The sequence below is a fragment of the Massilia sp. IC2-476 genome (genome assembly GCF_020707295.1).
GTDB lineage: Bacteria > Pseudomonadota > Gammaproteobacteria > Burkholderiales > Burkholderiaceae_D > Telluria.
In genome coordinates this window covers 230,294-255,027 of record NZ_JAJFER010000005.1, presented here as the reverse complement: position 1 = coordinate 255,027, position 24,734 = coordinate 230,294, and the positions used below count along the sequence as shown (strand labels likewise).

21 protein-coding genes are annotated in these 24,734 nt (G+C 66.3%); 9 read left to right on the top strand and 12 right to left on the bottom strand.

Annotated features, from left to right (window positions below; genetic code table 11):
* Positions 1-304: 304 nt before the first annotated feature.
* The 5 genes from LK539_RS15355 to LK539_RS15335 form a co-directional block, all read right to left on the bottom strand.
* A complete protein-coding gene (locus tag LK539_RS15355; protein ID WP_227801901.1) occupies positions 305-1,003 on the bottom strand; it encodes a FadR/GntR family transcriptional regulator in 699 nt (232 codons plus the stop codon).
* Between the two features lie 108 nt (positions 1,004-1,111).
* Positions 1,112-2,326, bottom strand: coding sequence for a M56 family metallopeptidase (locus LK539_RS15350; protein ID WP_227801899.1), 1,215 nt, complete (start codon positions 2,324-2,326; stop codon positions 1,112-1,114).
* The gene (locus LK539_RS15345) at positions 2,316-2,705 is read right to left on the bottom strand and encodes a BlaI/MecI/CopY family transcriptional regulator (RefSeq protein ID WP_227801898.1); all 390 of its coding nucleotides are present in this window, start codon (positions 2,703-2,705) and stop codon (positions 2,316-2,318) included. The genes LK539_RS15350 and LK539_RS15345 overlap by 11 nt, the downstream gene beginning before the upstream one ends.
* A 65-nt stretch (positions 2,706-2,770) precedes the next feature.
* Positions 2,771-5,923, bottom strand: coding sequence for a pectinesterase family protein (locus LK539_RS15340; protein ID WP_227801897.1), 3,153 nt, complete (start codon positions 5,921-5,923; stop codon positions 2,771-2,773).
* Positions 5,920-6,639: a rhamnogalacturonan acetylesterase gene (locus LK539_RS15335; protein WP_227801896.1), complete on the bottom strand. Its 720-nt coding sequence runs from the start codon at positions 6,637-6,639 to the stop codon at positions 5,920-5,922. The genes LK539_RS15340 and LK539_RS15335 overlap by 4 nt, the downstream gene beginning before the upstream one ends.
* 176 nt (positions 6,640-6,815) lie before the next feature.
* On the opposite strand from LK539_RS15335, the gene LK539_RS15330 reads away from it, so the two are divergent.
* The 6 genes from LK539_RS15330 to LK539_RS15305 all read left to right on the top strand — a co-directional run bounded on the left by LK539_RS15330 (position 6,816) and on the right by LK539_RS15305 (position 13,530).
* Complete coding sequence (locus LK539_RS15330; protein WP_373889548.1) at positions 6,816-7,538, top strand: FadR/GntR family transcriptional regulator; 723 nt, start codon at positions 6,816-6,818, stop codon at positions 7,536-7,538.
* 118 nt (positions 7,539-7,656) lie between these two features.
* Complete coding sequence (kdgD, locus tag LK539_RS15325; RefSeq protein ID WP_227801894.1) at positions 7,657-8,574, top strand: 5-dehydro-4-deoxyglucarate dehydratase; 918 nt, start codon at positions 7,657-7,659, stop codon at positions 8,572-8,574.
* A gap of 10 nt (positions 8,575-8,584) precedes the next feature.
* Positions 8,585-10,165 (top strand): aldehyde dehydrogenase (NADP(+)), encoded by a 1,581-nt coding sequence (locus tag LK539_RS15320; RefSeq protein ID WP_227801893.1) that lies wholly within the window; start codon positions 8,585-8,587, stop codon positions 10,163-10,165.
* Between the two features lie 91 nt (positions 10,166-10,256).
* A complete protein-coding gene (locus LK539_RS15315; RefSeq protein ID WP_227801892.1) occupies positions 10,257-11,666 on the top strand; it encodes an MFS transporter in 1,410 nt (469 codons plus the stop codon).
* An 8-nt stretch (positions 11,667-11,674) separates the two neighbouring features.
* Entirely contained in the window at positions 11,675-12,562 is an 888-nt protein-coding gene (locus tag LK539_RS15310) for an SMP-30/gluconolactonase/LRE family protein (RefSeq protein WP_227801890.1), read from the top strand.
* 62 nt (positions 12,563-12,624) lie between these two features.
* On the top strand, positions 12,625-13,530 hold the full coding sequence (locus LK539_RS15305) for a cupin-like domain-containing protein (protein ID WP_227801889.1): 906 nt from the start codon (positions 12,625-12,627) through the stop codon (positions 13,528-13,530).
* Positions 13,531-13,652: 122 nt separating this feature from the next.
* On the opposite strand, the gene LK539_RS15300 is transcribed toward LK539_RS15305, so the two are convergent.
* The 5 genes from LK539_RS15300 to LK539_RS15280 form a co-directional block, all read right to left on the bottom strand.
* Positions 13,653-15,782 carry a bifunctional diguanylate cyclase/phosphodiesterase gene (locus LK539_RS15300; RefSeq protein WP_227801887.1) on the bottom strand — a complete coding sequence of 710 codons (2,130 nt, stop codon included), beginning with the start codon at positions 15,780-15,782 and terminating at the stop codon, positions 13,653-13,655.
* A 173-nt stretch (positions 15,783-15,955) separates the two neighbouring features.
* Positions 15,956-17,140 carry an acyl-CoA dehydrogenase gene (locus tag LK539_RS15295; protein WP_227801886.1) on the bottom strand — a complete coding sequence of 395 codons (1,185 nt, stop codon included), beginning with the start codon at positions 17,138-17,140 and terminating at the stop codon, positions 15,956-15,958.
* Between the two features lie 149 nt (positions 17,141-17,289).
* A complete protein-coding gene (locus LK539_RS15290) occupies positions 17,290-18,258 on the bottom strand; it encodes an AraC family transcriptional regulator (protein ID WP_227801885.1) in 969 nt (322 codons plus the stop codon).
* Between the two features lie 41 nt (positions 18,259-18,299).
* Positions 18,300-19,136: an SDR family NAD(P)-dependent oxidoreductase gene (locus tag LK539_RS15285; protein ID WP_227801884.1), complete on the bottom strand. Its 837-nt coding sequence runs from the start codon at positions 19,134-19,136 to the stop codon at positions 18,300-18,302.
* Positions 19,137-19,268: 132 nt separating this feature from the next.
* Complete coding sequence (locus LK539_RS15280; protein WP_227801882.1) at positions 19,269-19,772, bottom strand: flavin reductase family protein; 504 nt, start codon at positions 19,770-19,772, stop codon at positions 19,269-19,271.
* Between the two features lie 122 nt (positions 19,773-19,894).
* Between LK539_RS15280 and msrA the strand changes: the two genes are divergently transcribed.
* Positions 19,895-20,434 carry a peptide-methionine (S)-S-oxide reductase MsrA gene (msrA, locus tag LK539_RS15275; protein WP_227801881.1) on the top strand — a complete coding sequence of 180 codons (540 nt, stop codon included), beginning with the start codon at positions 19,895-19,897 and terminating at the stop codon, positions 20,432-20,434.
* Between the two features lie 145 nt (positions 20,435-20,579).
* Here the strand turns inward: msrA and LK539_RS15270 are convergent, their stop codons facing one another.
* Entirely contained in the window at positions 20,580-21,785 is a 1,206-nt protein-coding gene (locus LK539_RS15270; protein WP_227801879.1) for a class I SAM-dependent methyltransferase, read from the bottom strand.
* Between the two features lie 51 nt (positions 21,786-21,836).
* The gene (gene pdxH / locus LK539_RS15265) at positions 21,837-23,033 is read right to left on the bottom strand and encodes a pyridoxamine 5'-phosphate oxidase (RefSeq protein WP_227801878.1); all 1,197 of its coding nucleotides are present in this window, start codon (positions 23,031-23,033) and stop codon (positions 21,837-21,839) included.
* 88 nt (positions 23,034-23,121) lie between these two features.
* Between pdxH and tcdA the strand changes: the two genes are divergently transcribed.
* Positions 23,122-24,018, top strand: a complete 897-nt coding sequence (gene tcdA, locus LK539_RS15260) for a tRNA cyclic N6-threonylcarbamoyladenosine(37) synthase TcdA (protein WP_227801876.1) — start codon at positions 23,122-23,124, stop codon at positions 24,016-24,018.
* A 35-nt stretch (positions 24,019-24,053) separates the two neighbouring features.
* Complete coding sequence (locus tag LK539_RS15255; RefSeq protein WP_227801875.1) at positions 24,054-24,590, top strand: FKBP-type peptidyl-prolyl cis-trans isomerase; 537 nt, start codon at positions 24,054-24,056, stop codon at positions 24,588-24,590.
* Positions 24,591-24,734: the final 144 nt, after the last annotated feature.

Below are 24,734 nucleotides of genomic sequence, written 5' to 3'. Positions count from 1 at the left end.
CCCTGGATCGCGCGAATGATGCCAATGCTCAGCGCTGTCGTTCGCGGGCAGCCGAGTCATGGCGCCCCTGAATGAAGGGTATTCAGCAGATGATTGGTACGTCGGCGATTCTACTTTGGTCTGACCGCTTTCGCAATCTGGACTTGCCACTTAATTTTTTGGTACGTAAATACACGCTGAATTGGCTGGGCCAATTATCGAAACACCAAGATTGTGTCGTGCGACTGCGGGGCGTGCCCGCGGGTTGGCATTGCTGTGCAGGGGAAGGGAACGGCCGGGACGGAGCCCGGCCGGAAGGCTGGCCTTAGCCGCGCGAGAAAGTGCGGGTGACGCGGTCCAGGTGGGCGCGCATGGCGGTGCGGGCGCCGGCCACGTCGTGCGAGGCGATGGCGGCGAAGATGTTGCGGTGGTCGAGCAGGGTCTGCTGGCGCAGTTCCTCGGTCTGGAAGTGTTCCTTCAGCTTGTGCCACAGCGAGCCGCGCTGGCTCCACAGGTATTCGATTACGCCGACCATCGCGCTGTTGCCGGTGGCGCGCGCGATCGCCAGGTGGAAGTTGCGGTCGGCCGACTCGTTTCCGCTGCGTTCCTCGTGGTGCTGTTCCATCTCTTCGACCGCGCGCAGGATGGCGTCGATGGCCGAATCGCTGGCGTGCTTGGCGGCCAGCGCCGCAACCTCGACCTCGATCAGGCGGCGCGCCGCCAGCACTTCGAAGGGGCCGGGACCGGCGGTCGGCACTTCGGCCTGCGGCGTCGCCTGTTCGCTGACATAGACGCCGGAGCCGCCGCGCACCTCGACCGTGCCGCCCAGTTCGAGAGCGATCAGGGCCTCGCGCAGCGAGGTGCGGCTGACGCCGAGCTTGCTCGCCAGCTCGCGCTCGGCCGGCAGGCGCTCACCCGGCCGGATGTTCTCGGCGCGGATCAGTTCCTCGATCCTGGCCGAGACCACCCGGTACAGCCGTGGCTCGTTGGCGCCGTTGTCGTTCAGCGCAGCGGTTTTCTTCATCGATGGTCCGTCGTGGATAAATGGTGGCCAGTGCCAAAACTAGGGAATCTTAGTTTGGTACTGGTAATGTTGCAAGTGGACCAACCAATTATATGACAACGGACGTGTTCAGGGCTGTTGTGTAACGGTCATCGCAATGCTGAAGGCCTTGTCGCCTTCGCCGACGCGGACAGTGGCCGGTTCGCCGACGCGGGCCAATAGCGTTGGCGCGGTCATCAGGGATCCACCTTTGAACAGCTTGCCGGCCAGCCAGACCTGGTCCGGCGCGTTGCCCGGCCGGACGGTCATCTCGACGCGCCATTCGCCGGAGGCCACCGCGAACTTCTCGCCCGCCGCAGTGAGGATGCGCGGGATGCCCTTCTTGTCGGCTTGCTCGAGGAAGGAATCCGCCTTGAGCGTGAATGCGATGTCCGGTGCGCTCACCGTCGCCATGGCCAGTTCGACGGCATACCGGGGTGCAGCGGTGGGCGCGGCCTGTTCGGCGCGGGCGCCGAGCGTGGCGGCGAACGCCCCCGTGGCCAGCAGGGCGAGGATGCAGCGGCCGGCGGCGCGGCGAAGGGTTCCGGGTGAGGTGTGTTGCAGCTGCATGATGCGCTCCTTGGTGGGGTGGGGATGCTGCCAGTGACAGTGGATGCCGGCTGCCGCTACGACGCCGGTGTGGGACTTGAGCAGGGCTTCTGCATAGGTGCGGCGCTGCTGCGGGTGCTGCCGCATGACGTCGGCATCGCAGGCCAGTTCCTGGTCCTGACGGAAGCGCCGCACGCCAAGATGGACTAATGGGTTGAACCAGAACACGCACTGGAACAGGGCCGCCAGCAGGTTGGCGTAGAGATCGCCGCGCGCGATGTGGGCCCGTTCGTGGGCCAGGACCAGGGCCTGTTCGGGAGGCGAATAGCGTGTCGCGAAATCCTGCGGCAGCACGATCCGCGGACGAAACAGGCCGATCGAGGCCGGTCCAGCGGCGCCGGCGCTGGCCTGGCGCAGGAAGGCGCGCTGTACGAAGATGAGGCAGAACGCCATGGCCGTCGCGCCGACGACCCAGGCCAGCAACAGCATATCCGCCTGGCCGGGCACGGGCACTGCCGTGGCCTGGGCGGCCAGCGTTTGCACCGGACGGAGAACCTGGGTCGACACCAACACCTGTGCGGGGCGACCGGGTAGCACGCTGGCCACGGCCGCGAGCGGCGCCAGCAGCCAGATCTGGTAGGCGAGGGAGGCGCCCAGCCAACGCAGCAAGGGCCGGCGCAGGGCCAGCACAACCAGGATGGCCAGGCCGGTGAACAGCGCCGCGCGCAGCAGGAGGGGAATCAGTTCACTTGCCATCGTCAAGCTCGTCGATCAGCTTGCGCAGTTCCTTCAGATCCGCCTGCGACAGCTTCTTCTGGCTGCCGAAGTGGGCGACCAGCGGCGCGATGCGCCCGCCGAACAGGCGCTGCACCAGGCTTTCGCTTTCACGCGCCAGCCAGGCTTCGCGCGGCAGGATGGCGGAGTAGAGGAAGCGCCGCCCATCCTTCTCGGCGGCGATGGCGCCCTTCTTGAGCAGGCGGTTGAGCAGCGTTTTGACGGTGGCGGTCTGCCAGTGCTGGCTTTCGGATAAAGCGACGACGACCTGCTCGGCCACCACCGGGCCGGGTGCGCGCCACAGCACTTCCATGACGTGCGACTCGGCGTCGCTGATGTTGATCGCGGGAGTATTCGACATGACAGTACCATTTACAGTTGTAATCAACATTCATGATTACACCTGTAAACGGTACTGTCAAGCGTTCACGGTTGCGGGTTCCAGCCGCGCCCCGCGAACACGGCCGCGCGGTTCGACAGGCGCGCAGCCGCCTCGCGCTCCAGCTGGAAGCCGCCGTAGCTGCGCGGCTGCCCGTCTTCGCTGCGGTTGCCGTACTCGCTCCATCCACCCTGAACCGGATTCGGGACCGGCTTGCGATACCAGGCGTTGGCCGCGATGTGCGGGCCGACCGTGCATTCGATAAAGGCGACGTTATCCCAAGTGTTGGCGGTGCCTGGCGAGCGCGCGAAATAGGTGGCCCCAATCGGCGGCAGGTTCCCCAACGGGCCCGGGCCGCGCGTGATGCGCGAACGCAGGAAGACGAAGCCGGGGTCGCCCTTGGCAAGGGTGCGCGCTTGCACGATGTAGCCGCCGCTGTCCGGGTTGGCGCTATCGCCGACGGTGCGCAGTTCGCTTTCTTCGAACAGGGCCGCGTGGTTGTTCCCCCAGACGAAGTCGACGTTGCCTTCGATGAGCGAGCGGTAGAACCAGGCGTAGCCCCAGAGCTGCAGCGTGTCCTGCTCGCTGACGAAATGGGCGTTACGCACTTGCAGGCGTCCCTGGTCGCTGGCGAAGAAGAGCGTCTCGGCCTGGGCCGAATGGCCGTCGCTGCGGCGGGTGCTGTTGTGCAGGGCGATGTCGCGGATCTCCAGCAGGTCGCTGTCCTGGGCCAGGAACAGCGCGCGGCCGCCGCCGAGTCCCGCGCTGCCTTTCGCTTGCGCGCTGCCCGAACCCGGATTGCGGGTTTCGCTGTTGGGGGCGCGGATGATGGTGGCGTCGCGGCTCTGGCCGCGCAGGGTGATGTTGTCCTTGTCGCCCAGGTAGAGCAGTTCCGGGTACACGCCGTCGCGCACGTTGACCGTCAGCGCCTTATCGCGCGGCAGCGACATGGCGTAATCGAGGGCGCCCTGCACGGTGCGGAAGTCGGCGCGCCCGTCGTCGTCCACGCTCACGCTGTCGCCCACCGGTCTATAGGGCGTGGTGCGGAAGGACCAGCGTGCGCCCTTGAAACCGTTCGCGCGCACCAGGCCCGCATCGACCACGGCCTCGTAGTCGGCGCCGTATTCCAGCAGCACGGGCAGGCGCATGCGCAGCTCTTTGCCGCTGACCGTGATCGCGCGCTGGCGCACCAGGCGCTGGCGCTCGCCGCTGCCGAGCGCAGTGACGGTTTCGCCGGGACGGATGACCGCAACCAGGGCCCCGTCGCGCTTGCGGTAGACGCGCACGCTGCACTGGCCGCTCAACACCGGTTCCTCGGCGAAGACGAGCCGCAGCGGCGTGTCGGGCGGCACGCCGCGCTCGCCCTTGGCCGGGTGGGCGGCAGCGGGATGGGTGGTGGCGGCCGGCGCCGCGAACGGTGCGCCGACATCGACCGTGAAGATCGCTTGCGCCCATGCGTCGTCCAGGCTGCGTACGGTCACGGTGGTGCTGCCGGCGGCCAGCGGTTTCACGCGCAGCACGCCATCGATCGTCTCGGCGACGGCAATGCGCGGGTCGGCGCTCTCGGCGGCGATGCGGGTGGCGCCGCCGATGCGCACGGTTTCCGGCGCGTCGCCGGCCTGCAGCACGATGCGGTCGACCAGGTTCGGCGTCACGCGCTCGGGCGCCCCGGCAGGGCCGCCGCGCAGGTCGAGCAGCTGGCTGGCGCCGGCATCCCAGGACACCGGCTGCACGGCCGGCATGGCCGGCGCCACCAGCCAGGTCGCACGTTCGCCATCGACCAGCACGTTGAGCATGCTGCCCTGCGGTCCCGGCTCGGCGGTGTAGCGCAGCACGATCGGACCGGGCGGCGGCGCATTACGGCGCACCTGCTTGATGCGCTTGACTTCTCCGCCGCGCGACTCCAGCAGCTCCACCACGACCATCTTGCCGTCGCTGGCGAGCTGCAGGCTCGCGCCCTGCCAATCGCCGTTGGCGTCCTGGCGTGCGCGCAGCACGAAAGGCGCGCCGGGACGCGGCACGAAGCGTGCCTCGGCATAGCCGTCCGCCGCCGCCGCGGGCAGGGGACGCGGGCCGGCATGCTCGAGCACGTGGCGCGCCACCTCGGCCGCCGGCAGCGGCGTGTAGCCATAGGGCGCTCGCCAGCCGGCATTTCCACCGTAGGGGCAGTCCTTCAGGGCGGCGCCGTTCAGCAGCGAAGCGTTGTCGACGAAGACGCCGGGGCTGTTGCCGGGATCGCGCACCACGTCCCGGCAGCTGGCGGCACCAAGGATGTCGAAGGCGTTCGCATCCGAGACGATGTGCGAGGCATGGGCCACGCCGATGCTGTAGTGGTGGCCGTAGACCGGGCGCTTGCGGTCGCCCACGTAGTAGTTGTTCAGCACGTGCACCTGGCCGTAGCGCACCCGCGGCGCGCGTTCGGCGACGTGCTCGAACAGGTTGCCCTTGAGCGTCACGCGCAGGTGCGAGGCGTCGCCGGTGGCGCGGTCGCTCGAGCCGATCAGCATGTTCTTTTCGTGCTGGGCGAAGCGGTTGTAGGTGACGCTGACGAAGTCGGCGGCCTGGTTGATGTCGAGCGCGCCGTCGTGGCATTGCTTCAGCATGCCGTTTTCGACCGGGGATTTGTCGTCGCTGTCCGGGGCGTCGGTGAAGCTGTTGTGGTCGATCCAGACGTGGTGCGAATTCGATACCAGGATGCCGTCGAAGGAGGAGTTCCAGTTGCCCTTCGATCCGTCCTTCGGATCCCAGCGCGGGCCGACGTCGCAGGGATTGCGGATCGCGAGGTTGCGGATCACGACTTGCGACACGCCCACCACCGCCAGCGAGCCATTGATGAAGCCCGCACCGGGCGTCACACCGATCAGCGTGGTGTTCGCGGGAATGCGCACTGCGCCGCGCTGGGCCTGGTCCTCGGTGCTGCCGTAGCTGCGGCCTTCGCTCATGTCGATGGTGGCCGCCACCCGCACGATGCGCGCCGGCGCAGCAGCGCTGAGCGCGGCCAGCAGCTGGGGGCGGTCACGCACGGTGTAGACGTGTTCAGGGCTGGCCAGGGCGCCGCCGCGGGTGCCGCCCTCTTGCGCGGCCCAGCCGTCGGAGGGCGCATGCTGGCGCTCGGCCAGGGGAACGGTGGTGATGGTCGGTGCCGGCGTGATCGCAGCACCTGCCAGCGCCAGCGCGATCGCCGCGCTGGAGGCGCTCATCGTGCGCCCCGCAGGTCCGCTGCCAGCGCCGGCACCCTGCGCGCCAGTTCCTTCGCCATGATGCCTGAAAAGCGCTCGGCGCCTTCCGGGCCGAGGTGGGTGTAGTCGAAGTTGGACCCGGTACGCGCCATCTTGTCCGCTTCCTTCGGTCCCATCTCTTGTACCGCCGCCAGCGACAGCGCATTCAGGTCGACCAGCGGCGTCTTGGTGTTGCGCGCGATCTCGCGCACGGTGCCGGCCCAGGGCGCGAGATCGTTATGCACGTAGCCGTTCTTGAAGCTGCGGCGGGTGAGGGGCGTCACCAGCACCGGCACGCCGCCCGCCTCCCGTGCTTCTTGCACGTAGCGCTGCATGTTGACCGGGAATTCGGTGGCGTAATCGCTCGAGCGTCCCGGCTTGCCCGGCTGGTCGTTATGGCCGAACTGGATCAGTACATAGGTCTTGCGAAAGCCCGCGCCGTCGCGCAGCAGTCCCATGACCTCATCCCAGCGCCCTTCGGCGCGGAAGCTCTTCGAGCTGCGGCCGCCGCGCGCCAGGTTGACGCAGCTGGTCTCGGCCGTAAAGCGCGCGCACAGGGCGTCGCCATAGCCGGTGGTGCTGGCCATGGTCGAATCGCCGACCAGGATCACGCGGTCCGGGAGGGTGGGCGCGGCGCCCGCATGGGCGGCAAGGAGCAGGGGGAGGAGAGATAGCAGGGAACGGACAGGACGTGGCATGGACGGGCTCCTAAAGGTTCGCCCGATTCTATTTTGGCCTGACCAATTTATCAAGCGGTCAGGCCGGGCGTATCTGAGACATTATTTCAGAGACGTCTTGTTATAAGACGTCAGACATCTTGTCTTGATATATAATCGTCTTATTCCTCTCCCAAGCCTATCCAAACATGGTCCCCATGCAGCGCAAACCCCGCAACCTGGCGCAGGGCGTCGTCGAGCAGATCAGCAGCAGCATCCGCCAGGGCGTACTCAAGCCGGGCGAGAAGCTGCCGACCGAATCCTCGATGATGGCCCAGCACGGCGTCAGCCGCACGGTCGTGCGCGAGGCGATCTCGCACCTGCAGGCCTCGGGCCTGGTGCAGACGCGCCACGGCATCGGCACCTTCGTGCTGGAGCCTGCGCCAAGTTCGGGGCTGGGCATCGATGCCGAAAGTATCCTGACCCTGCGCGACGTGCTGTCGATCCTGGAGCTGCGCATCGGCGTGGAGACCGAGACCGCCGGCCTGGCTGCCGTGCGCCGCAGCGACGAGCAGGTGCGCGAGCTGGGCGCGGCGCTGGCCGAGATGCACGCGGCGATGGCAGCGGGGCGCCCGGCGGCCGACGCCGACAAGCGCTTCCACCTGCTGATCGCGCAGTCCACCGGCAACCGCTATTTCGCCGACATCCTGGCCCAGCTGGGCAATGCGATCATTCCGCGTGCGCGCCTGAACACGGTGGAACTGGAGCAGGACAAGCCGGCCAATTTCAACGAGCGCGTCAGCCGCGAGCACGACGACATCTTCCGCGCCATCGAGCGCCGCGATCCGGAGGCCGCACGCGCGGCCATGCGTACCCACCTGTCCAACAGCCGCGAGCGGCTGGTGCAGGCGCAGCAGCGCATCGAATCGCAGATCAACTAAAAATTTTCTAACTTTTCGCTTGCGGCGTCATCCGTTCAGTTGTACGATGACATACAACATAGGGCGGTGAGGCCCTTTACTGCAGCAACCCATTCATATCTGTCCTGGAGACCTCGTAATGCAAGCACTCGAACTACAAAAAGTCCTGTCGCACGGCCTGCTGTCCTTCCCGATCACCGACTTCACCGCCGAACTCGACTTCGACAAAGCCGGCTACCAGAAGCGCCTCGAGTGGCTGGCCCCGTACGGCGCCACCGCGCTGTTCGCCGCCGGCGGCACCGGCGAATACTTCTCGCTGCACGGCGAAGAGTACGGCCAGATCATTAAGACCGCGGTCGACACCTGCGCCGGCACCGGCGTCGCGATCCTGGCTGGCTGCGGCGGCCCGACCCGCGCCGCCATCGCCCACGCACAGGAAGCCGAGCGCCAGGGCGCGCAAGGCCTGCTGCTGCTGCCGCACTACCTGACCGAATCCAACCAGGACGGCCTGATCGCCCACGTCGAAGCGGTGTGCCGCTCCGTGAAGATCGGCGTCGTGGTCTACAACCGCGCCGCCTGCCGCCTGACCCCGGAATCGCTGGCCAAGCTGGCCGACCGCAACCCGAACCTGATCGGCTTCAAGGACGGTATCGGCGACATCGAACTGATGGTCTCGATCTACCGCAAGATGGGCGACCGCTTCAGCTACCTGGGCGGCCTGCCGACCGCTGAAGTCTACGCCGGCGCCTACAAGGCACTGGGCACCCCGGTGTACTCGTCGGCCGTGTTCAACTTCGTGCCGCAGCTGGCGATGGACTTCTACAACGCCACCGCCGCCGGCGACACCGCCACCACCAACCGCCTGATCGACGAGTTCTTCCTGCCGTACCTGGAGATCCGCAACCGCAAGGGCGGCTACGCCGTCAGCATCATCAAGGCCGGCGCCCGCCTGGTCGGCCACGGCGCGGGTCCGGTGCGTCCGCCGCTGACCGACCTGACCGCGGAAGAAGACCAGATGCTGCTGGACCTGATCAAGAAGCAAAAGAACCCTGTTTAAGGTACGAGCCATGACGATCACTGGTGAAATGATCATCGGCAGCCAGCTGGTCCGCGGTAGCGCGGGCGAGCAGCGTGCCTACAATCCTTCGACCCGCGCCGAATTCGAGCCTGGCTTCGGCCAGGCCACCGGCGCGGACGTGGACCGCGCCTGCGAACTCGCAGCCGCCGCCTTCGATCCGTACCGCGCCCTGCCGCTCGAGCAGCGCGCACGCTTCCTGGAAGCGGTGGCGGAAGGGATCCTGGCGATCGGTTCGGAACTGATCGAACGCGCCCAGCAGGAAACCGGCCTGCCGCAAGCCCGCCTGGAAGGCGAGCGCATGCGCACCGTGAACCAGCTGCGCCTGTTCGCGAAAGTGGTGCGCGACGGCCGCTTCCTCGGCGCGACCATCGATACCGCACTGCCGGAACGCACCCCGCCGCGCCCCGACCTGCGCCTGGCCAAGATCGGCCTCGGCCCGGTCGCGGTCTTCGGCGCCAGTAACTTCCCGCTGGCCTTCTCGGTCGCGGGCGGCGACACGGCGTCTGCGCTGGCCGCCGGCTGCCCGGTCGTGGTCAAGGCGCACGGCGCCCACCTCGGCACCTCGGAACTGGTCGGCCGCGCCGTCCAGCGCGCGGTGCAGGAATGCGGCCTGCCGGAAGGCGTGTTCTCGATGCTGTTCGGCGACGGCCGCACCATCGGCCAGCAGCTGGTGGCTCACCCGGCGATCAAGGCGGTCGGTTTCACCGGCTCGCGCGGCGGCGGCACTGCGCTGATGCGCACCGCGGCTTCGCGTCCGGAACCGATCCCGGTCTACGCCGAGATGAGCAGCGTGAACCCGGTGTTCCTCCTGCCGGCTGCGCTGGAGCAGGGCGGCGCCGCGCTGGCGAACGGCTTTGTCGATTCGCTGACCCTGGGCGTCGGCCAGTTCTGCACCAACCCGGGCCTGGTGTTCGCGGTCAAGGGCGCGGCGCTGGATGCCTTCGCCGCCGCGGCGACCACCGCGCTTCAAGCCAAGGGCGCCGGCACTATGCTGACCGCCGGCATCCATGATGCCTACAACAGCGGCATCGCCCGTTTCGGCGCCACCGAAGGTCTGCGACTCGTTGCGCAGGGCAGCACCGAAGGTATCGGCTGCGCCGCGCAAGCCGCGCTGTACGAAGTGGACGCAGCCGCCTTCATCGGCAACCCGGAGCTGCAGGACGAGATCTTCGGCCCGGCCGCGCTGATCGTGCGCTTCGACAGCGAAGAGCAGATGCTGCAGGCGGCGGAAAAGCTGCACGGCCAGCTGACCGCTACCGTGCACGTCAAGCCGGCGGACTATCCGCTGGCGGCGAAGCTGCTGCCGATCCTGGAACGCAAGGCAGGCCGCGTGCTGTTCAACGGCTTCCCGACCGGCGTCGAGGTATCGCATGCGATGGTCCACGGCGGCCCGTTCCCGGCCACCAGCGACAGCCGCACTACCTCGGTGGGCGCGACCGCGATCGACCGCTTCCTGCGGCCGGTGTGCTACCAGAGCCTGCCGGCGGACTTGCTGCCGGAAGCACTTCGGGATGACAATCCCCTGCGCCTGGCACGCGTGCTGGACGGAGACCTGAAAGTCGCGGTGTAATACCCGGGGGGCGCTTGTTGCGCCCCCTTTCACGATTGAAGCACCAGCCGGCGGAGACACCGGCTGTTTCACTTGAAAAGAACTGATCATCATGAATCAGCAAGTCTTGAGCCGTAGCCCGGAGAAGACCAGCGAGCTGGCTTCCACGGTGGGCAAATACCGCTGGACGATCTGCGCCCTGCTGTTCTTCGCCACCACCATCAACTACCTCGACCGCCAGGTCCTGAGCCTGCTGGCCCCGCTGCTGACCAAGGAATTCGGCTGGTCGAACACGGACTACGCCAACATCACGGCGACCTTCCAGTTCGTGTACGCGATCTCGATGCTGTTCGCCGGCCGCGTGATCGACCGCCTCGGCACCAAGCGCGCCTTCGTGCTGGCCATCGTCGTGTGGTCGATCGGCGCCATCGCCCACGCCTACGCGATCGGCATCGGCACCGCCGTCAACAATGTGTTCACCACCCTGGGCCTGGCCGCCGTGCCGGTCTCGATCATCGGCTTCATGGTCGGCCGCGCGGTGCTGGCGATCGGCGAGGCGGGCAACTTCCCGGCCGCGATCAAGGCCACCGCCGAGTACTTCCCGAAGCGCGAGCGCTCGTTTGCCACCGGTATCTTCAACTCCGGCGCCAACGTCGGCGCGATCCTGGCGCCGCTCACGGTGCCGCTGATCGCCGAGTACTGGGGCTGGCAGGCCGCCTTCATCGCCGTCGGCGCGGTCGGCTTCCTGTGGATGGGTGTCTGGATCTGGCTGTACGACACGCCGGAACGCCAGAAGCGCCTCAGCGCAGGCGAACTGGCCTACATCAACAGCGACAGCACCCCGGTGGAAGCAGCACCAAGCGCGGCCGGCAAGCCGAAGGCCTCGTGGTTCAAGCTGCTCGGTTACCGCCAGACCTGGGCCTTCACCTTCGGTAAGTTCATGACCGACGGCGTGTGGTGGTTCTTCCTGTTCTGGCTGCCGAAATACATGTCCTCGCAATACGGCCTCACGGGTCCGGAAATGGTGATCCCGCTGGCGGTCCTGTACAGCATGACCATGGTGGGCTCGATCGGCGGCGGCTGGCTGCCGACCTGGTTCATCGACCGCGGCGCCAGCATCTACCAGGGCCGCATGCGCGCCATGTTCACCATCGCCCTGTTCCCCCTGGTGGTGCTGGCCGCGCAACCGCTCGGCACCCTGGGCTACTGGTTCCCGGTGATCCTGATCGGCATCGGCGCCTCGGCCCACCAGGCCTGGTCGGCCAACCTGTTCACCACCGTGTCCGACATGTTCCCGAAACACAGCGTCGGTTCCGTGGTCGGCATCGGCGGCATGGCCGGCGGCCTGGGCGGCGTGCTGCTCACCAAGCTGGGCGGCTGGCTGTTCGACTACTACGGCGCCCAGGGTCACCTGGAGACCGGCTACATGATCATGTTCTCGATCTGCGCGCTGGCCTACCTGGTTGCCTGGCTGGTGATGAAGGCCCTGGTGCCGGCACACCGCGAGATCACCGACCTGTGATGGCGAACATGGATATCCAACGCATCGACGGCGTGCACTGCGCCACCGGCGAAAGCCCGACCTGGAACGCGCGCGAACAGGCGTGGTACTGGGTCGACATTCCCGCGCGCCGTGTGTGGCGCCTGGACCACGCCAGCGGCCAGGCGCGCCATTGGGAAGCGCCGGAGATGGTGGCCTGCGTGGCCTGTGCCGACGACGGCAGCCTGGTGGCCGGCATGGAGACCGGCGTGTTCCGCCTGGAGCTGGGCGAGGGTAGTGACGCCAAGGTGACGCTGCTGGCCGCTCCGTCTTCGTCGGAGCTGGGCGAGGGTATGCGCTTCAACGACGGCCGCTGCGACCGCCAGGGCCGTTTCTGGAGCGGCACCATGTTCATGGACATGGGCGCGGCGCGCGCGGTCGGCGGGCTGTATCGCTATGGCACCGAGGGTGGCCTGCACGGCCCGGTCGTCAGCGGCATGCTGACCCAGAACGGCCTGGCCTGGTCGCCCGACGGCCGCACCATGTACCTGTCGGATTCGCATCCCAAGGTCCGTACGGTCTGGGCTTTCGACTACGACACCGACCAGGGCATCCCGCACACCAAGCGGGTCTTCCTCGACCTCACCGGGCAGAAGGGCCGCCCGGACGGTGCCGCGGTCGACGCCGACGGCTGCTACTGGACCTGCGCCAACGACGCCGGCCTGGTGCAGCGCTTCACCCCGCAAGGGAAGCTGGACCGCGAGATCGCACTGCCGATGGCCAAGCCCTCGATGTGCGCCTTCGGCGGCCCCGGCCTCGACACCTTGCTGGTGACCTCGATCGACCCCGGTACCGGCGGTGATGCCGGTTCGGTGGTGCTGCTGCGCCCCGGCGTCAGTGGCGTGGCCGAAACGCCTTTCGTTACCGGGCATCGCTGATTCGACTTTTCAGCATCCACACGCTACCCTGTGCGGGCTAATGTGTGGAGAGCTGAAAACGAATGCAGGAACGAAGTGTAACGAAGGGGCCGCTGCCGCCGCTGCCGACCGTGGCGGCGACACCGGAAGACGCGGCGGCCAGGAAGCGCGCCCAGGAAGAGCGTGACGCCGCAGTACGCGGCGTCAGCTCGATCACCGCCATGCGCGAGGCAGTCAAGCAGCACGCGCGCAGCCTTCCCATCCTTGTCGAGATTCCCCGCCTGAAGCGCCTGGACGCGAACGCCTTCGCGGCGCGCGCCAGAGAAGGACTTCCTTTCATCATGACTGGCCTGGTCGGGCAGTGGCCGTTGTGCGGCGTGACGCCGGCCGAGCTGCGCGAACGTTACGGCGACCTGCCCGTGCGCGCCCGCGTCGGCGACTACATCCGCCAGCCCTTCCGTGCCGACCGCCCGATGCGCGACATGACATTGCGCGAGTACCTCGACCTCGAACCGGAACGCATCCATGGCGAGGGCGACCCGCCGCCGTACGTCGGGAATCTCGAGCTGCGCGAACTGAATCGCCTGTGCCACTGGCCGGCCTACTTCCGCAAGATGGGACCGCCCCGGTTCTGGCTCGGCCCCGTCGGCACCATGACGCCGCTGCACTGCGACTTCGACGACAACATCTTCGCCCAGGTCTGGGGCCGCAAGCGCATCTTCCTGGCGCCGCCGCACCACGACGCCTACCTGTATGCGAACGAAGCCAACCCGGTGCTGTTCGGCTCTCCCTTCGATCCGGAAGTGCCCGACTTCGACGCCTATCCGCTGGCGCGCCAGGCGGCGACAGTGTCCTGCATCGTCGAACCCGGCGACATGCTTTACGTGCCGGCCGGCTGGTTCCATCAGGTGCGGGCGCTGGAGTTTTCGCTGTCCTCCAACCGCTGGGCGCGCGGGGTGCCGCTGGCGCTGCAGGACGATGCGATCTGAACCCGTAGGGTGGTCGGCTTCGCCGACCGCGCGTTCAAGCAGCCGACGAGCAGACGATACATCAGTTCATTCGTGATCTGAACGCGCGCTCGGCAGAGCCGAGCACCCTACGAGCATATGGTTCAATGCACCATGCGCGCGTACTGCGTGAAGTTTTCCGAGCTCAGCGCGTGCTGGTATAAAAAACCCTGGTAGATGAAGCAGCCGGCGTCCGACAGGAACTGGCGCTGGCCCGGCGTCTCGACCCCTTCCGCGATCACCTGCAGCCCCAGGCTGTCGCCCAGCGCGATGATGGAGCGGACGATCGAGGCGTCGTTCTGGTCGGTGAGCACGTCGCGCATGAAGGACTGGTCGATCTTGAGCTGGTCGAGCGGCAGCTTGCGCAGGTAGGCCAGACTCGAGTAGCCGGTGCCGAAGTCGTCCAGCGAGAAACTGATGCCGCGCTGCTTGAGCATGGCCATGGTGCGCGCGGTCTGGGTGAAGTCACTCACCACCAGGCTTTCGGTCAGTTCCAGCTTGAGGCTGGAGGGCTGCACGCCCGTCTCTTCGAACACGCCCTGCAGCATCGGCACGAAGTCCGGTTCGATGAACTGGCTGGCGCTGACGTTGACCGACAGCGTCAAGCCGGCCATGTCGGGCCAGCGCTGCCAGCGCGCCAGCTCGGCGCAGGCGGTGCGCAGCACCCAGCGGCCGATGTCGATGATCAGGCCGCTCTCTTCGGCGGCATGGATGAATTCCGCCGGGTACAGAAGCCGCCCGTCCGGCAGGCGCCAGCGCAGCAGCGCTTCGGCGCCAATCACGCGGCTGCTGCGGTCGAGCTGCGGCTGGTAGTGCAGCACGAATTCGTTGTCGCGCAGGGCGCGCCGCATCGCGCCTTCCAGCTCGGCCCGCGCCGACCACGCGGCCTGCACCGCCGGGTCGTGGAAGCGGTAGGTATTGCGTCCGCAGGCCTTGGCCTGGTACATCGCGGCGTCGGCCTGGCGCAGGATCGATTCGACCGTATCGACCACGCCGCACATGGTGGCGACGCCGACGCTGACCGATACCGAATAATTCATCTCGGCCAGCTGGAAGGGCGCCGCCATCGCTGCCACCACCTTGGTCGCCACCGTCTCGGCCTGCGCCGCCGCGCCTTCGCGCGTGTCTTCCACCGGCTGGATCAGGATCACGAACTCGTCGCCGCCCAGGCGCGCCACCATGTCGGCTTCGCGCACGCAGTGCTCGAGGCGGCGCGCGACCGCCTGCAGCAGCATGTCGCCGGCGGCGTGTCCCTGCGAGTCGTTCAGGTACTTGAAGTTGTCGAGGTCGCAGAACATCAGGGCGCCGTGCTTGCGCGATCGGGCGCTGCCCAGCAGGGCGCGGCGCAGGTGGTCGAGCAGGCTGGCGCGATTCGGCAGGTCGGTCAAGGCATCGAAGAAGGCGAGGCGGTAGATCTTCGCTTCGTTGTGCTTGCGTTCGCTGATGTCGGTGCTGATCACGAGGATCTTCTGGGGTGCGCCCGATTCGCGATCCGCGGCCAGCAGGGTCCAGCGCGTGTCGGTCTCGATGCAGACGCCGTCGCGCCGCAGGTGCGACAGTTCACCCGTCCACTCGCCATTGGCAAGGGTGGTCTCGTAGGCTGCGTGATAAGCCGGCAGGTTTTCACACAGCAGTTCCGAGAACTTCTTGCTGCGGGCTTCCGCTGCGGTCCAGCCGTAGAGCCGCTCGGCGCCGTTATTCCAGTACGTGATGCGCGAATTCAGGTCCATCGCAATGATGGCGTCGCGCGCCTGCTGCAGATAGGAGGCCTGTTCGTACACCAGCATGTTGGCTTTGCGCAGCTGGGTATAGTCGAACAGGATGCCCTCCAGGATCCGGCCTCCAGCCTGCGGGGGCGCCGAACCCTGCTCGAAGACCCATCGCTGTTCGCCGTTGGCGCAGCGGATCCGGTAGGTCAGCTGGAACGATCGTTCCTGCTGTATCGCGAGTGCAATGGCGCGTTCGACCGAATTGCGGTCGTCGGGGTGAATGATGCTGGAGAAGGTCACGCCGGTGTGCGACAGGAAGGTGGCAGGAGAGTAGCCGGTCAGCCTTTCGATGCCGTTGCTGACATACTTCATGGTGCACTGGCCGTCGTTGAGGCAACGGTAGACAGCGATTGGCAGGTTGTCCAGCAACATCTCGAGAGACAAAGGCTGCGCATCGCAATGCTGTTCCTGCGCGATGCGGCCCTCGGCAACAGGGGACGGTTGCGGTCGATCAGGAGCACTCATCGGGCCTCGCGAAGTGGTCTGAGATGGGTATAGATTTACTAATGTGAAGCCTGCAACTATCCTAACGCAAAAATGCACCGTATTGACACGGCGCGATTGAAATTGGAAAAGGATTTGTATTCGGGACACTGCCCGAGGGAAGCGCGCCGCCGGGCGGCGGCGCGCTGGGAGAATCAGAACGCGGCGATGCCGGTCTGCGCGCGGCCGAGGATCAGCGCGTGGATGTCGTGGGTGCCTTCGTAGGTATTGACCACCTCGAGGTTGACCATATGGCGCACGATGCCGAACTCATCCGAGATGCCGTTGCCGCCGAGCATATCGCGGGCAACACGGGCAATATCCAGTGCCTTGCCGCACGAATTGCGCTTCATGATCGAAGTGATTTCGACCGCGGCCGTGCCTTCGTCCTTCATGCGGCCCAGGCGCAGGCAGCCCTGCAGGCCGAGCGTGATTTCGGTCTGCATGTCGGCCAGCTTCTTCTGCACCAGCTGGTTGGCGGCGAGCGGCTTGCCGAACTGCTTGCGGTCCAGCACGTACTGGCGCGCGGTGTGCCAGCAGGCTTCGGCGGCGCCCAGCGCGCCCCAGGCGATGCCATAGCGCGCCGAGTTCAGGCAGGTGAACGGGCCCTTCAGGCCGCGTACTTCCGGGAAGGCGTTTTCTTCCGGGCAGAACACTTCGTCCATGACGATTTCGCCGGTGACCGAGGCGCGCAGGCCGAACTTGCCGTGGATCGCCGGCGCGCTCAGGCCCTTCCAGCCCTTCTCCAGCACGAAGCCGCGGATTGCGCCTTCGTCGTCCTTGGCCCAGACCACGAACACGTCGGCGACCGGCGAGTTGGTGATCCACATTTTCGAACCGCTCAGCGAGTAGCCGCCCTCGACCTTGCGCGCGCGGGTGACCATCGAGCCCGGGTCGGAGCCGTGGTTCGGCTCGGTCAGGCCGAAGCAGCCGATCCATTCGCCGGTGGCCAGCTTGGGCAGGTATTTCTGTTTGGTCGCTTCGTTGCCGAATTCGTAGATCGGCACCATCACCAGCGAGGATTGCACGCTCATCATCGAGCGGTAGCCCGAATCGACACGCTCGACTTCGCGCGCGATCAGGCCGTAGGCCACGTAGTTCAGGCCCGGGCCGCCGTATTGTTCAGGGATGGTCGGGCCGAGCAGGCCGAGTTCGCCCATTTCGCGGAAGATCTCGACATCCATGCGCTCGTGGCGGAAGGCCTCGAGGATGCGCGGCTGCAGCTTGTCCTGGCAGTAGCTGGCGGCGGCGTCGCGCACCATGCGTTCTTCATCGGTCAGCTGGCTGTTCAGCAGCAGGGGGTCGTCCCAGTGGAAGGCTGCTTTTCGGGAATGGCTCATGGATCTTCCTGTCTCGATAGGTTCTGATAGAAGGCGTGCCCATCCCTTGGACCCGCCATAGCCTGACCATTATAGAAATGCCGCGCCGCCGCATCTTTTGAAAGTGCGACAGGCATTTTCATTTTTGCCCGGCCGGCAATCCTGCGATTTTATTGTGTAAACGACACGGCGTTGCTGAGCCCGGCGTTGCGCAGGCGCAGCATGTCGCGCGTCGGCGCCGAGCCGAAATGGCGGGCATATTCGCGGCTGAACTGCGAGGGACTGGCGTAGCCGACCCGCTGGCATGCCAGGCCGGCATCCATGCCGGTCGACAGCATCAGCCGGCGCGCCTCCTGCAGGCGCAGGGTCTTCTGGTATTGCAAGGGGCTCATCGAGGTCAGCGACTTGAAATGCTCGTGCAATGACGACGGGCTCATGTGCGCCAGCTCAGCCATCTCGTCGATGCGGATGGGCTGGTCGTAATGGCGGCGGATCCAGTCCACCACCCGGCCAATCCGGTGCGACTCGACGCGGCCGAGCTGGGCCAGCCGGGCGCCGAAGGGGCCGCGCAGCAGGCGCAGCACGATCTCATCGAGCGCCAGCGGCGCCAGCAGGGCCGCATCCTCGGGCTGGCCGGCCAGCGCCATCAGGCGTGCGGCGGCGTCGACGATGGGCTCGCCGGCCTCGGCCACGTAGACGGCGCGCCTGTCGGCCACGGCGGGCACGCCCTCGGGATAGACCTTCAGGATCAGTTCGGCCAGGCGTTGCTGGTCGAAATCGAGCCGGAAGGACAGGTAGGGCGCCGCCACGCTGGCCTGCCGGATCATGGCGGCGATCGGCAGGTCGAGCGAGAAGATCATCATGCGCGAGGGATCGTAGTCGTACGACTCGTCGCCCAGCATGACGGTCTTGGCGCCCTGCGCCACGATGCACAGGGCGGGGCGGTGCAGGCCGTGCACCAGCTCGGCGCTGGTGTTCGAGGCCCGGATCGCGTGCACGCCCGGGATGCAGGTCTCGAAAGAACCGTCCTGCGGCGCGTGGGCGGTCAGCAGCCGCGCCAGCCGCGCGAGCGCCGGGCTGGCCGGCCGGGAGGCCGCCTGGGCGCCGGCAAGGATAGGAATGTGGTCGGGTGAGTTCATGGCCTTCTCACCAGCCAGAATACACCAGCTGCCGCCGCGCTTCACGCTGCGTGGTCGGTCGAGCGCGACAGTGCGGCCATCGCATTCAGCGCGCTGAAGCGGGCATCGAGTTCCGCCGTGGCCATGGCGACGGCGTCGCTGCCGGCCAGGAACTGCTTCGGCGGATTGTCCATGCCGGCCAACTGGACCACCGCGGCGGCAAGCTTCACCGGATCGCCCAGTTGCTTGCCGTGATAGGCGCCGTAGGCGTTCTCGACCGAGCCGTGGGCGGCATAGTCCTCGATGGTTTTCTGGCCGTAGCGGACCGAGCTCTGGTCGAGGAAATCGGTGCGGAAGAAGCCGGGCTCCACCGTCGTGATGTTGATGCCGAACTTCGCCAACTCCAGCGCCAGCGAGGAGGACAGGCCCTCGATCGCATACTTGGTGGCGCAATACACCGAGGCGCCGTCGAAGCCGGTGAGGCCGGCGATCGAGCTGATGTTGATGATGTGGCCCGAGCGCTGCCGGCGCAGCACCGGCAGGGCGGCGCGCAGCACGTGCATCACGCCGAAGACGTTGACGCTGAACTGCTGTTCGATGTCCTGGGGCGTGAGTTCCTCGAAGTTGCCCAGCAGGCCGTAGGCAGCATTGTTGACGAGCACGTCGATGCGGCCGAAGCGCGCCACGGCGGCCTCGATCGCTGCCGGGGCCTGTGCCTCGCGAGCGACGTCGAATTCCACTAGGGCGACCTGGGCCGGGTCCACGGCCGCGAAGGTGGCTTTCAGTTGATCAAGCTTGCGGCCTGCCGCGACGACGCGGTCGCCGCTAGCGATGGCTGCGTGGGCGATTTGTGCGCCAATCCCGCGGTTGGCGCCCGTGATGAACCAGACTTTGGACATGATGTCTTCTCTCCATGTTGTGCCGCTGGCGCGGCGTTAAGGTGAGAAGAATGGTAGGACGCGGTTCAAGCGCGGACTTGCCTGAAAATCCGGACAACTGGCGCGATCCTCGCCAGCTGCACTCTGGGAGCGTCAGCCGGTCTGGCCGAATCGTCCGCCGTGGAACAGCAGCGCCGGCTGTGGATGGACGGCGCACTGCTCGACTTCGCCTACGAAGATGACGTGGTCGCCTTCCGGATAGCGGCTGCGGTTGTGGCATTCGAACCAGGCCGAGACGCCTTTCAGGATCGGCAGGCCGGTGCGCGACAGTTCGTACTCGACGCCGTCGAAGGGATTGTCGGTGCGGCGCGAGAAGCGCAGGGCCAGGTCCTGCTGCCCGGCGGCAAGGACGTTGATGACATAGTGCGAGTTGCCGCTGAAAATCGGCAGGCTGTTGGCGCCGGCGCCCAGGCTCCACAGGACGAGCGGGGGCTCGAGCGAGACCGAGTTAAAGGAACTGGCAGTCAGCCCGCGGAAAGTGCCGTCGGCAAGGCGCGTGGTGATGACGGTGACACCGGTAGCGAATTGCGACAGGGCATGGCGAAAGTGCGCCGAATCGAAACCGCGCGTCGTGGCGCGGGGGGAACGTGTATTCATTGGAACGCCATTATGCCACTGTCGGGCCATCGGCCGCTTCCGCCAGTGGCTTGCACTGCACAAAACTTGGCTTTGCGGTAAATTAAGAACTATCAAAACTGACGAAATCAAAGGTGCGTGCGATGAGCGAACAAAGGGGGAGCGAGGTAGCCATCCTCGGGGGCGGATGTTTCTGGTGCCTGGAAGCGGTCTACCTGGAGGCGCGCGGCGTGACCCGCGTGGAATCGGGCTACATGGGCGGCCATGTCGAGAATCCGAGCTACGAGCAGGTGTGCGCCGCGACGACCGGCCATGCTGAAGTGGTGCGGCTGGAATTCGACCCGTCGGTGATCAGCTACCGCGACATCCTCGAGATCTTCTTCACGATCCACGACCCGACCACGCCTGACCGCCAGGGCAACGACGTCGGTCCCCAGTACCGCTCAGTGATCTTCACCACCTCGCCAGAACAGGAAGCGACCGCGCGCAAGGTGATGGCCGAGATGGCGGCGGTGTGGGACGCGCCGATCGTGACCCAGCTGTTGCCGCAGGAGACCTGGTACAAGGCCGAGGATTACCACCAAAACTATTTTGCGCAGCATCCGCTGCAGGGGTATTGCGCGTTCGTGGTGGCGCCGAAGGTGGCGAAGTTCCGCAAGACCTTCAGCGAGCGTCTCAAGTAGATCAACTTTCGCGGGGCTGGATCCGGTAGCTATCACCGCGTGGGCGGAAGATCCGCCCACCCTACGGTCCTCAAGCGTCCGATGATCAATCGCGTAGTGTCAGTGCATTCGTGAGTTGAACGCGCGTTCGGCAAAGCCGAACACCCTACGGGTACATGTAGCGCCGTGACCACGGCAGCCGCTCCACATTCCCCTCCGCCTTGCCACACACGATCTGGTACAGGCTGATGCGGCCATGCGCGAAGGCGTACGCGCAGCCGGCCAGGTAGACGTGCCAGATCCGGAAGCGCTTCTCGTCCGTCAGCTTGCGGATGTGCTCCGCCCGGCTTTCGAAGTTCTCGGTCCAGATCGCGCAGGTTTTGGCGTAGTGGCGCCGCAGATTTTCCACGTCGCGCACTTCCAGCCCGCCTTCCTGCATCGCGCGCACCACCGTCGACAGGTGGGCCAGTTCGCCCTGCGGGAACACGTACTGGCCGATGAACTCGCCGCCGCCATAGGGCGTGGCGCTGTTGTCCACATTGGCGGTGGTGATTCCGTGGTTCATCACGACGCCATCCGGCGCCAGCAAGGTATTAATGCGTGAAAAATACGCAGGCAGGTGCTGTACGCCGACGTGCTCGAACATGCCGACGCTGGTGATGCGCTCGAATTGGCCCTCGACGTCGCGGTAGTCCTGCAGGCGGATCTCGACCTGGCCGGTCAAACCCGCGCGCGCGACGCGCTCGCGCGCAAGCAGGGCCTGGTTCTCCGACAGCGTAATGCCGACGCAGCGCGCGCCGAAAGCCTGGGCGGCGCGCAGCACCAGCGCACCCCAGCCGCAGCCGATATCCAGCAGCGTCTGTCCCGGGCGCAGGTCGATCTTGCGCAGGATGTGGTCGATCTTCTTCTGCTGCGCCGTGGCCAGGTCTTCGCTGCCTTCTTCAAAATACGCGCAGGAATACACCATGGCGGGGTCGAGCCAGGCCGCGTAGAAGTCGTTGGAGACGTCGTAGTGGTAGCGGATCGCCTCGGCATCGCTCTGGCGGGTGTGCGGGACGTTGCGGCGCAGGACCTCGACCAAGCGGCTGCGTCCCTTGTCCATGCTCGCGGCCAGGCTGTTGCCGACGCTGATGATGTCGGCCGCGCGTCCCTTGATGTCGATGGCACCCTCGACGTAGGCACGCCCGAGGTTGTACAGCGATGGCGAGCGCAGGTAGCGCAGGGCGGCGCGGTCGGGAACCCGGATGGTCACGCGCGGCGCTTCGCTCGAAAACTCGAGTTGCCGGCCATCCCAGAGTTCGACCCGCAAGGGCAGGGATGGCTTGTTACGCAGGCCTTCGCTCCAGGCCGACAACATCATCTGTTCGAACACGCTTGCCTCCAGCTTGGGGGCCGCGTGCGCGTGCGAGGCGCGCGGCCGCGGTCAGGGTTGCAGGCGCAGGCGCGTCCAGCTCCCGTCTTCCTGCCGCTCATAGATGATGCGGTCGTGGAAGCGGGAGCGGCGCCCCTGCCAGAATTCCAGGCGCTCGGGCACGAGGCGGAACCCGCCCCAGTTGCCTGGTCGCGCCGGGTCGTCACCGGCCTGCCGTGCCACCACCTCGTAATTCTGCTCCAGTTCGGCACGGCTGGCGATCGGCGCACTTTGGTGCGAAGCAATGGCCGACAGGCGGCTCTTCAGCGGACGGCTGCGGAAATACCGGTCGCTTTCCTCGCTCGAGGTACGCTCAACTCTTCCTTCGATGCGAACCTGACGTTCGAGTTCGCTCCAAAAGAATAACAAAGCTGCATGTTGATTTCCCTCTAACTCTTGGCCTTTGCGACTGTCGTAGTTGGTGTACCAGGTAAAGCCGCGTTCGTCGAACTGCTTGACCAGCACGATGCGCGAGCTCGGGCGCCCATCCGGGCCCACCGTGGCCACCGACATGGCGTTCGGCTCGTTCACCTCGGCCTTCAGCGCCTGTTCGAACCACTGCGTGAACTGGAGCATCGGATCGTCCATCACATCGGTTTCGTTCAGGCTGGCCTGGCCGTAGTCCTTGCGCAGGTCGGCCACCGCCTGGCCGATGGCGGGGACCGGGTTTGCTTCCGTTCCGATGCCGCGGCGGCGCTGCATGGCCTTGCCGAGTTGCGCCATCTGCTCCGGGCCGAACAGGCGCAGCGCCATCGGCGCCATCGTGCCTTCCTCGCGCTCCATGTGGGACGAATAGCGCTGGCTGAAGCGCTGCACCGTGCTGGCCGACAGCGCGGCTCCCTGGCCTTCTGCAATGGCGGTCAATTGCTCATGCAAATCCTGCCACATCGCGTCCATGTCCTTGTGGTCCTGCAGGATCACCGGCGCCAGCGCCTGCAGCGTGGCCGCGTCTTCGCCCTGGGCGACCGCGCGCAGCATCGGGATCAGGTCCTGTTCCTCGTCCTCGTGGTGCAGGTGGGCGGCCTTTTCGAAATATTTCAGGACCGCCCCCGCCGCCTGGCGCGCCTGTTCGTCGGCGCCGAATTCCGGCAGGTGGGCGAGCAGCTTGTCGAGCGTCGCAAGCTGCTTGCGGATACGGTCATGGCAATGCTTGAGGACAGCGATCGGCTGGTCGAAATCGGGAGCGGTGTCGTGGAGGATTGGGGTCATTGGCGTTTTGTTGACACACGAGAAGAATTTGATTGACTAGAAGCTATTTTAGTGCAGCTGCGAAAGGATCGTCCGTTAAAATGCCGGGATGAACCTGATCGATACCCCATCCTTTGCAAGCACCCTGGACGACGAAGTCGACTTTGCGCGCCGCTTCGGCGGGATCGCGCGCCTCTATGGCGAGCGTGCACTCGAACGCTTTCGTGCGGCGCACGTTTGCGTGATCGGTGTCGGCGGCGTCGGTTCCTGGATCGTCGAGGCGTTGGCGCGCAGCGCCGTGGGCGAGCTGACCCTGATCGACCTCGATAACGTGGCCGAATCGAACATCAACCGCCAGCTGCAGGCCCTGACCTCGACCATCGGCATGCCGAAGATCGAAGCGCTGAAGGAACGCATCGCGCAGATCAACCCCTTCTGCAAGGTCAACCTGGTCGAGGATTTCATCGACCCGGAAAACCTCGAGAGCATGGTTGCGGGCAAAGGGTTTGATTACGTGGTCGACGCCATCGACGGCGTCAAGTCGAAGGCCGCCCTGATCGCCTGGTGCAGCGCCAACAAGCTGCCGCTGATCGTCATCGGCGGCGCCGGCGGCCAGACCGACCCCACGAAGATCGAAGTGCGCGACCTGGCCCGCACCGAGCAGGAACCGCTCCTGAAAAAGGTGCGCAAGATCCTGCGTGCGCAGTACGGCTTCGCCAAGGGCGAAAAGAACAAATACCACATCGACGCCGTGTTCTCGATGGAGCCGCTGCGCTATCCGGAGAGCGGCGACGCCTGCGCGGTGGACCCGAACAGCATCACGGGCCTGAACTGCGCCGGTTTCGGTTCGAGCATGGTGGTGACCGCCACCTTCGGCATGGTGGCGGCCGGCCACCTGCTGCGCAAGCTGGCCGATGCGGCGAACGCCGACGTGGCCAACGCCGTCCCGCAGGATGGCGTGGCCAACGTGGAAACTGTGCAAGCGGAAGAGGCCTTGCTATCATAGGATCAGTTATTGATCACTTTGATGGAAGAGCCCACATGATCCGTCGTACCGCCTTTGCCGCACTGATGCTGGCCGCCGCTGCCGCATCCGCCCAGGACACCGCCACCCAGCAGCAGGACGCGTCCAAGCCCACTACCCAGCCCGCGCCGGAGCAGCAGACCGTGCCGCAGGCCACCCAGCCGCAGACTGCGCCGCAGCCCGAAGCCACGGCGCCGGCCGTGCCCACGCCCCAGGTCGAGATCATCGACCGCGTGGTCGGCAAGGGCAAGGAAGCCACCGCCGGCAGCAACGTCTACGTCCACTACACCGGCTGGCTGCACAAGCCGCTGGCACCCAAGCAGCGCGGCAAGAAATTCGACTCCTCGGTCGACCGCGGCGAGCCGCTCGAATTCCAGCTGGGCGCGGGCCGCGTCATCAAGGGCTGGGAGCAGGGCGTGGCAGGCATGAAGGTGGGCGGCAAGCGCACCCTGATCATCCCGAGCGTGCTGGCCTACGGCAAGCGCGGCGCCGGCCCGATGATCCCGCCGGACGCCGACCTGATCTTCGACGTGGAACTGGTGAACGTCAAGTAAGAGCGCCTAACAAAACCCCCAGGGCAAGGCGCATCGTCGAAGACAGTACGCTAGTACGGCGAGACGATGCAACGCAGCCATGGGAGGAATTGTTAGGCGCTCTAAGTCAAAATCGACTGGGGCGGGCAGTGCCCGCCTCACACT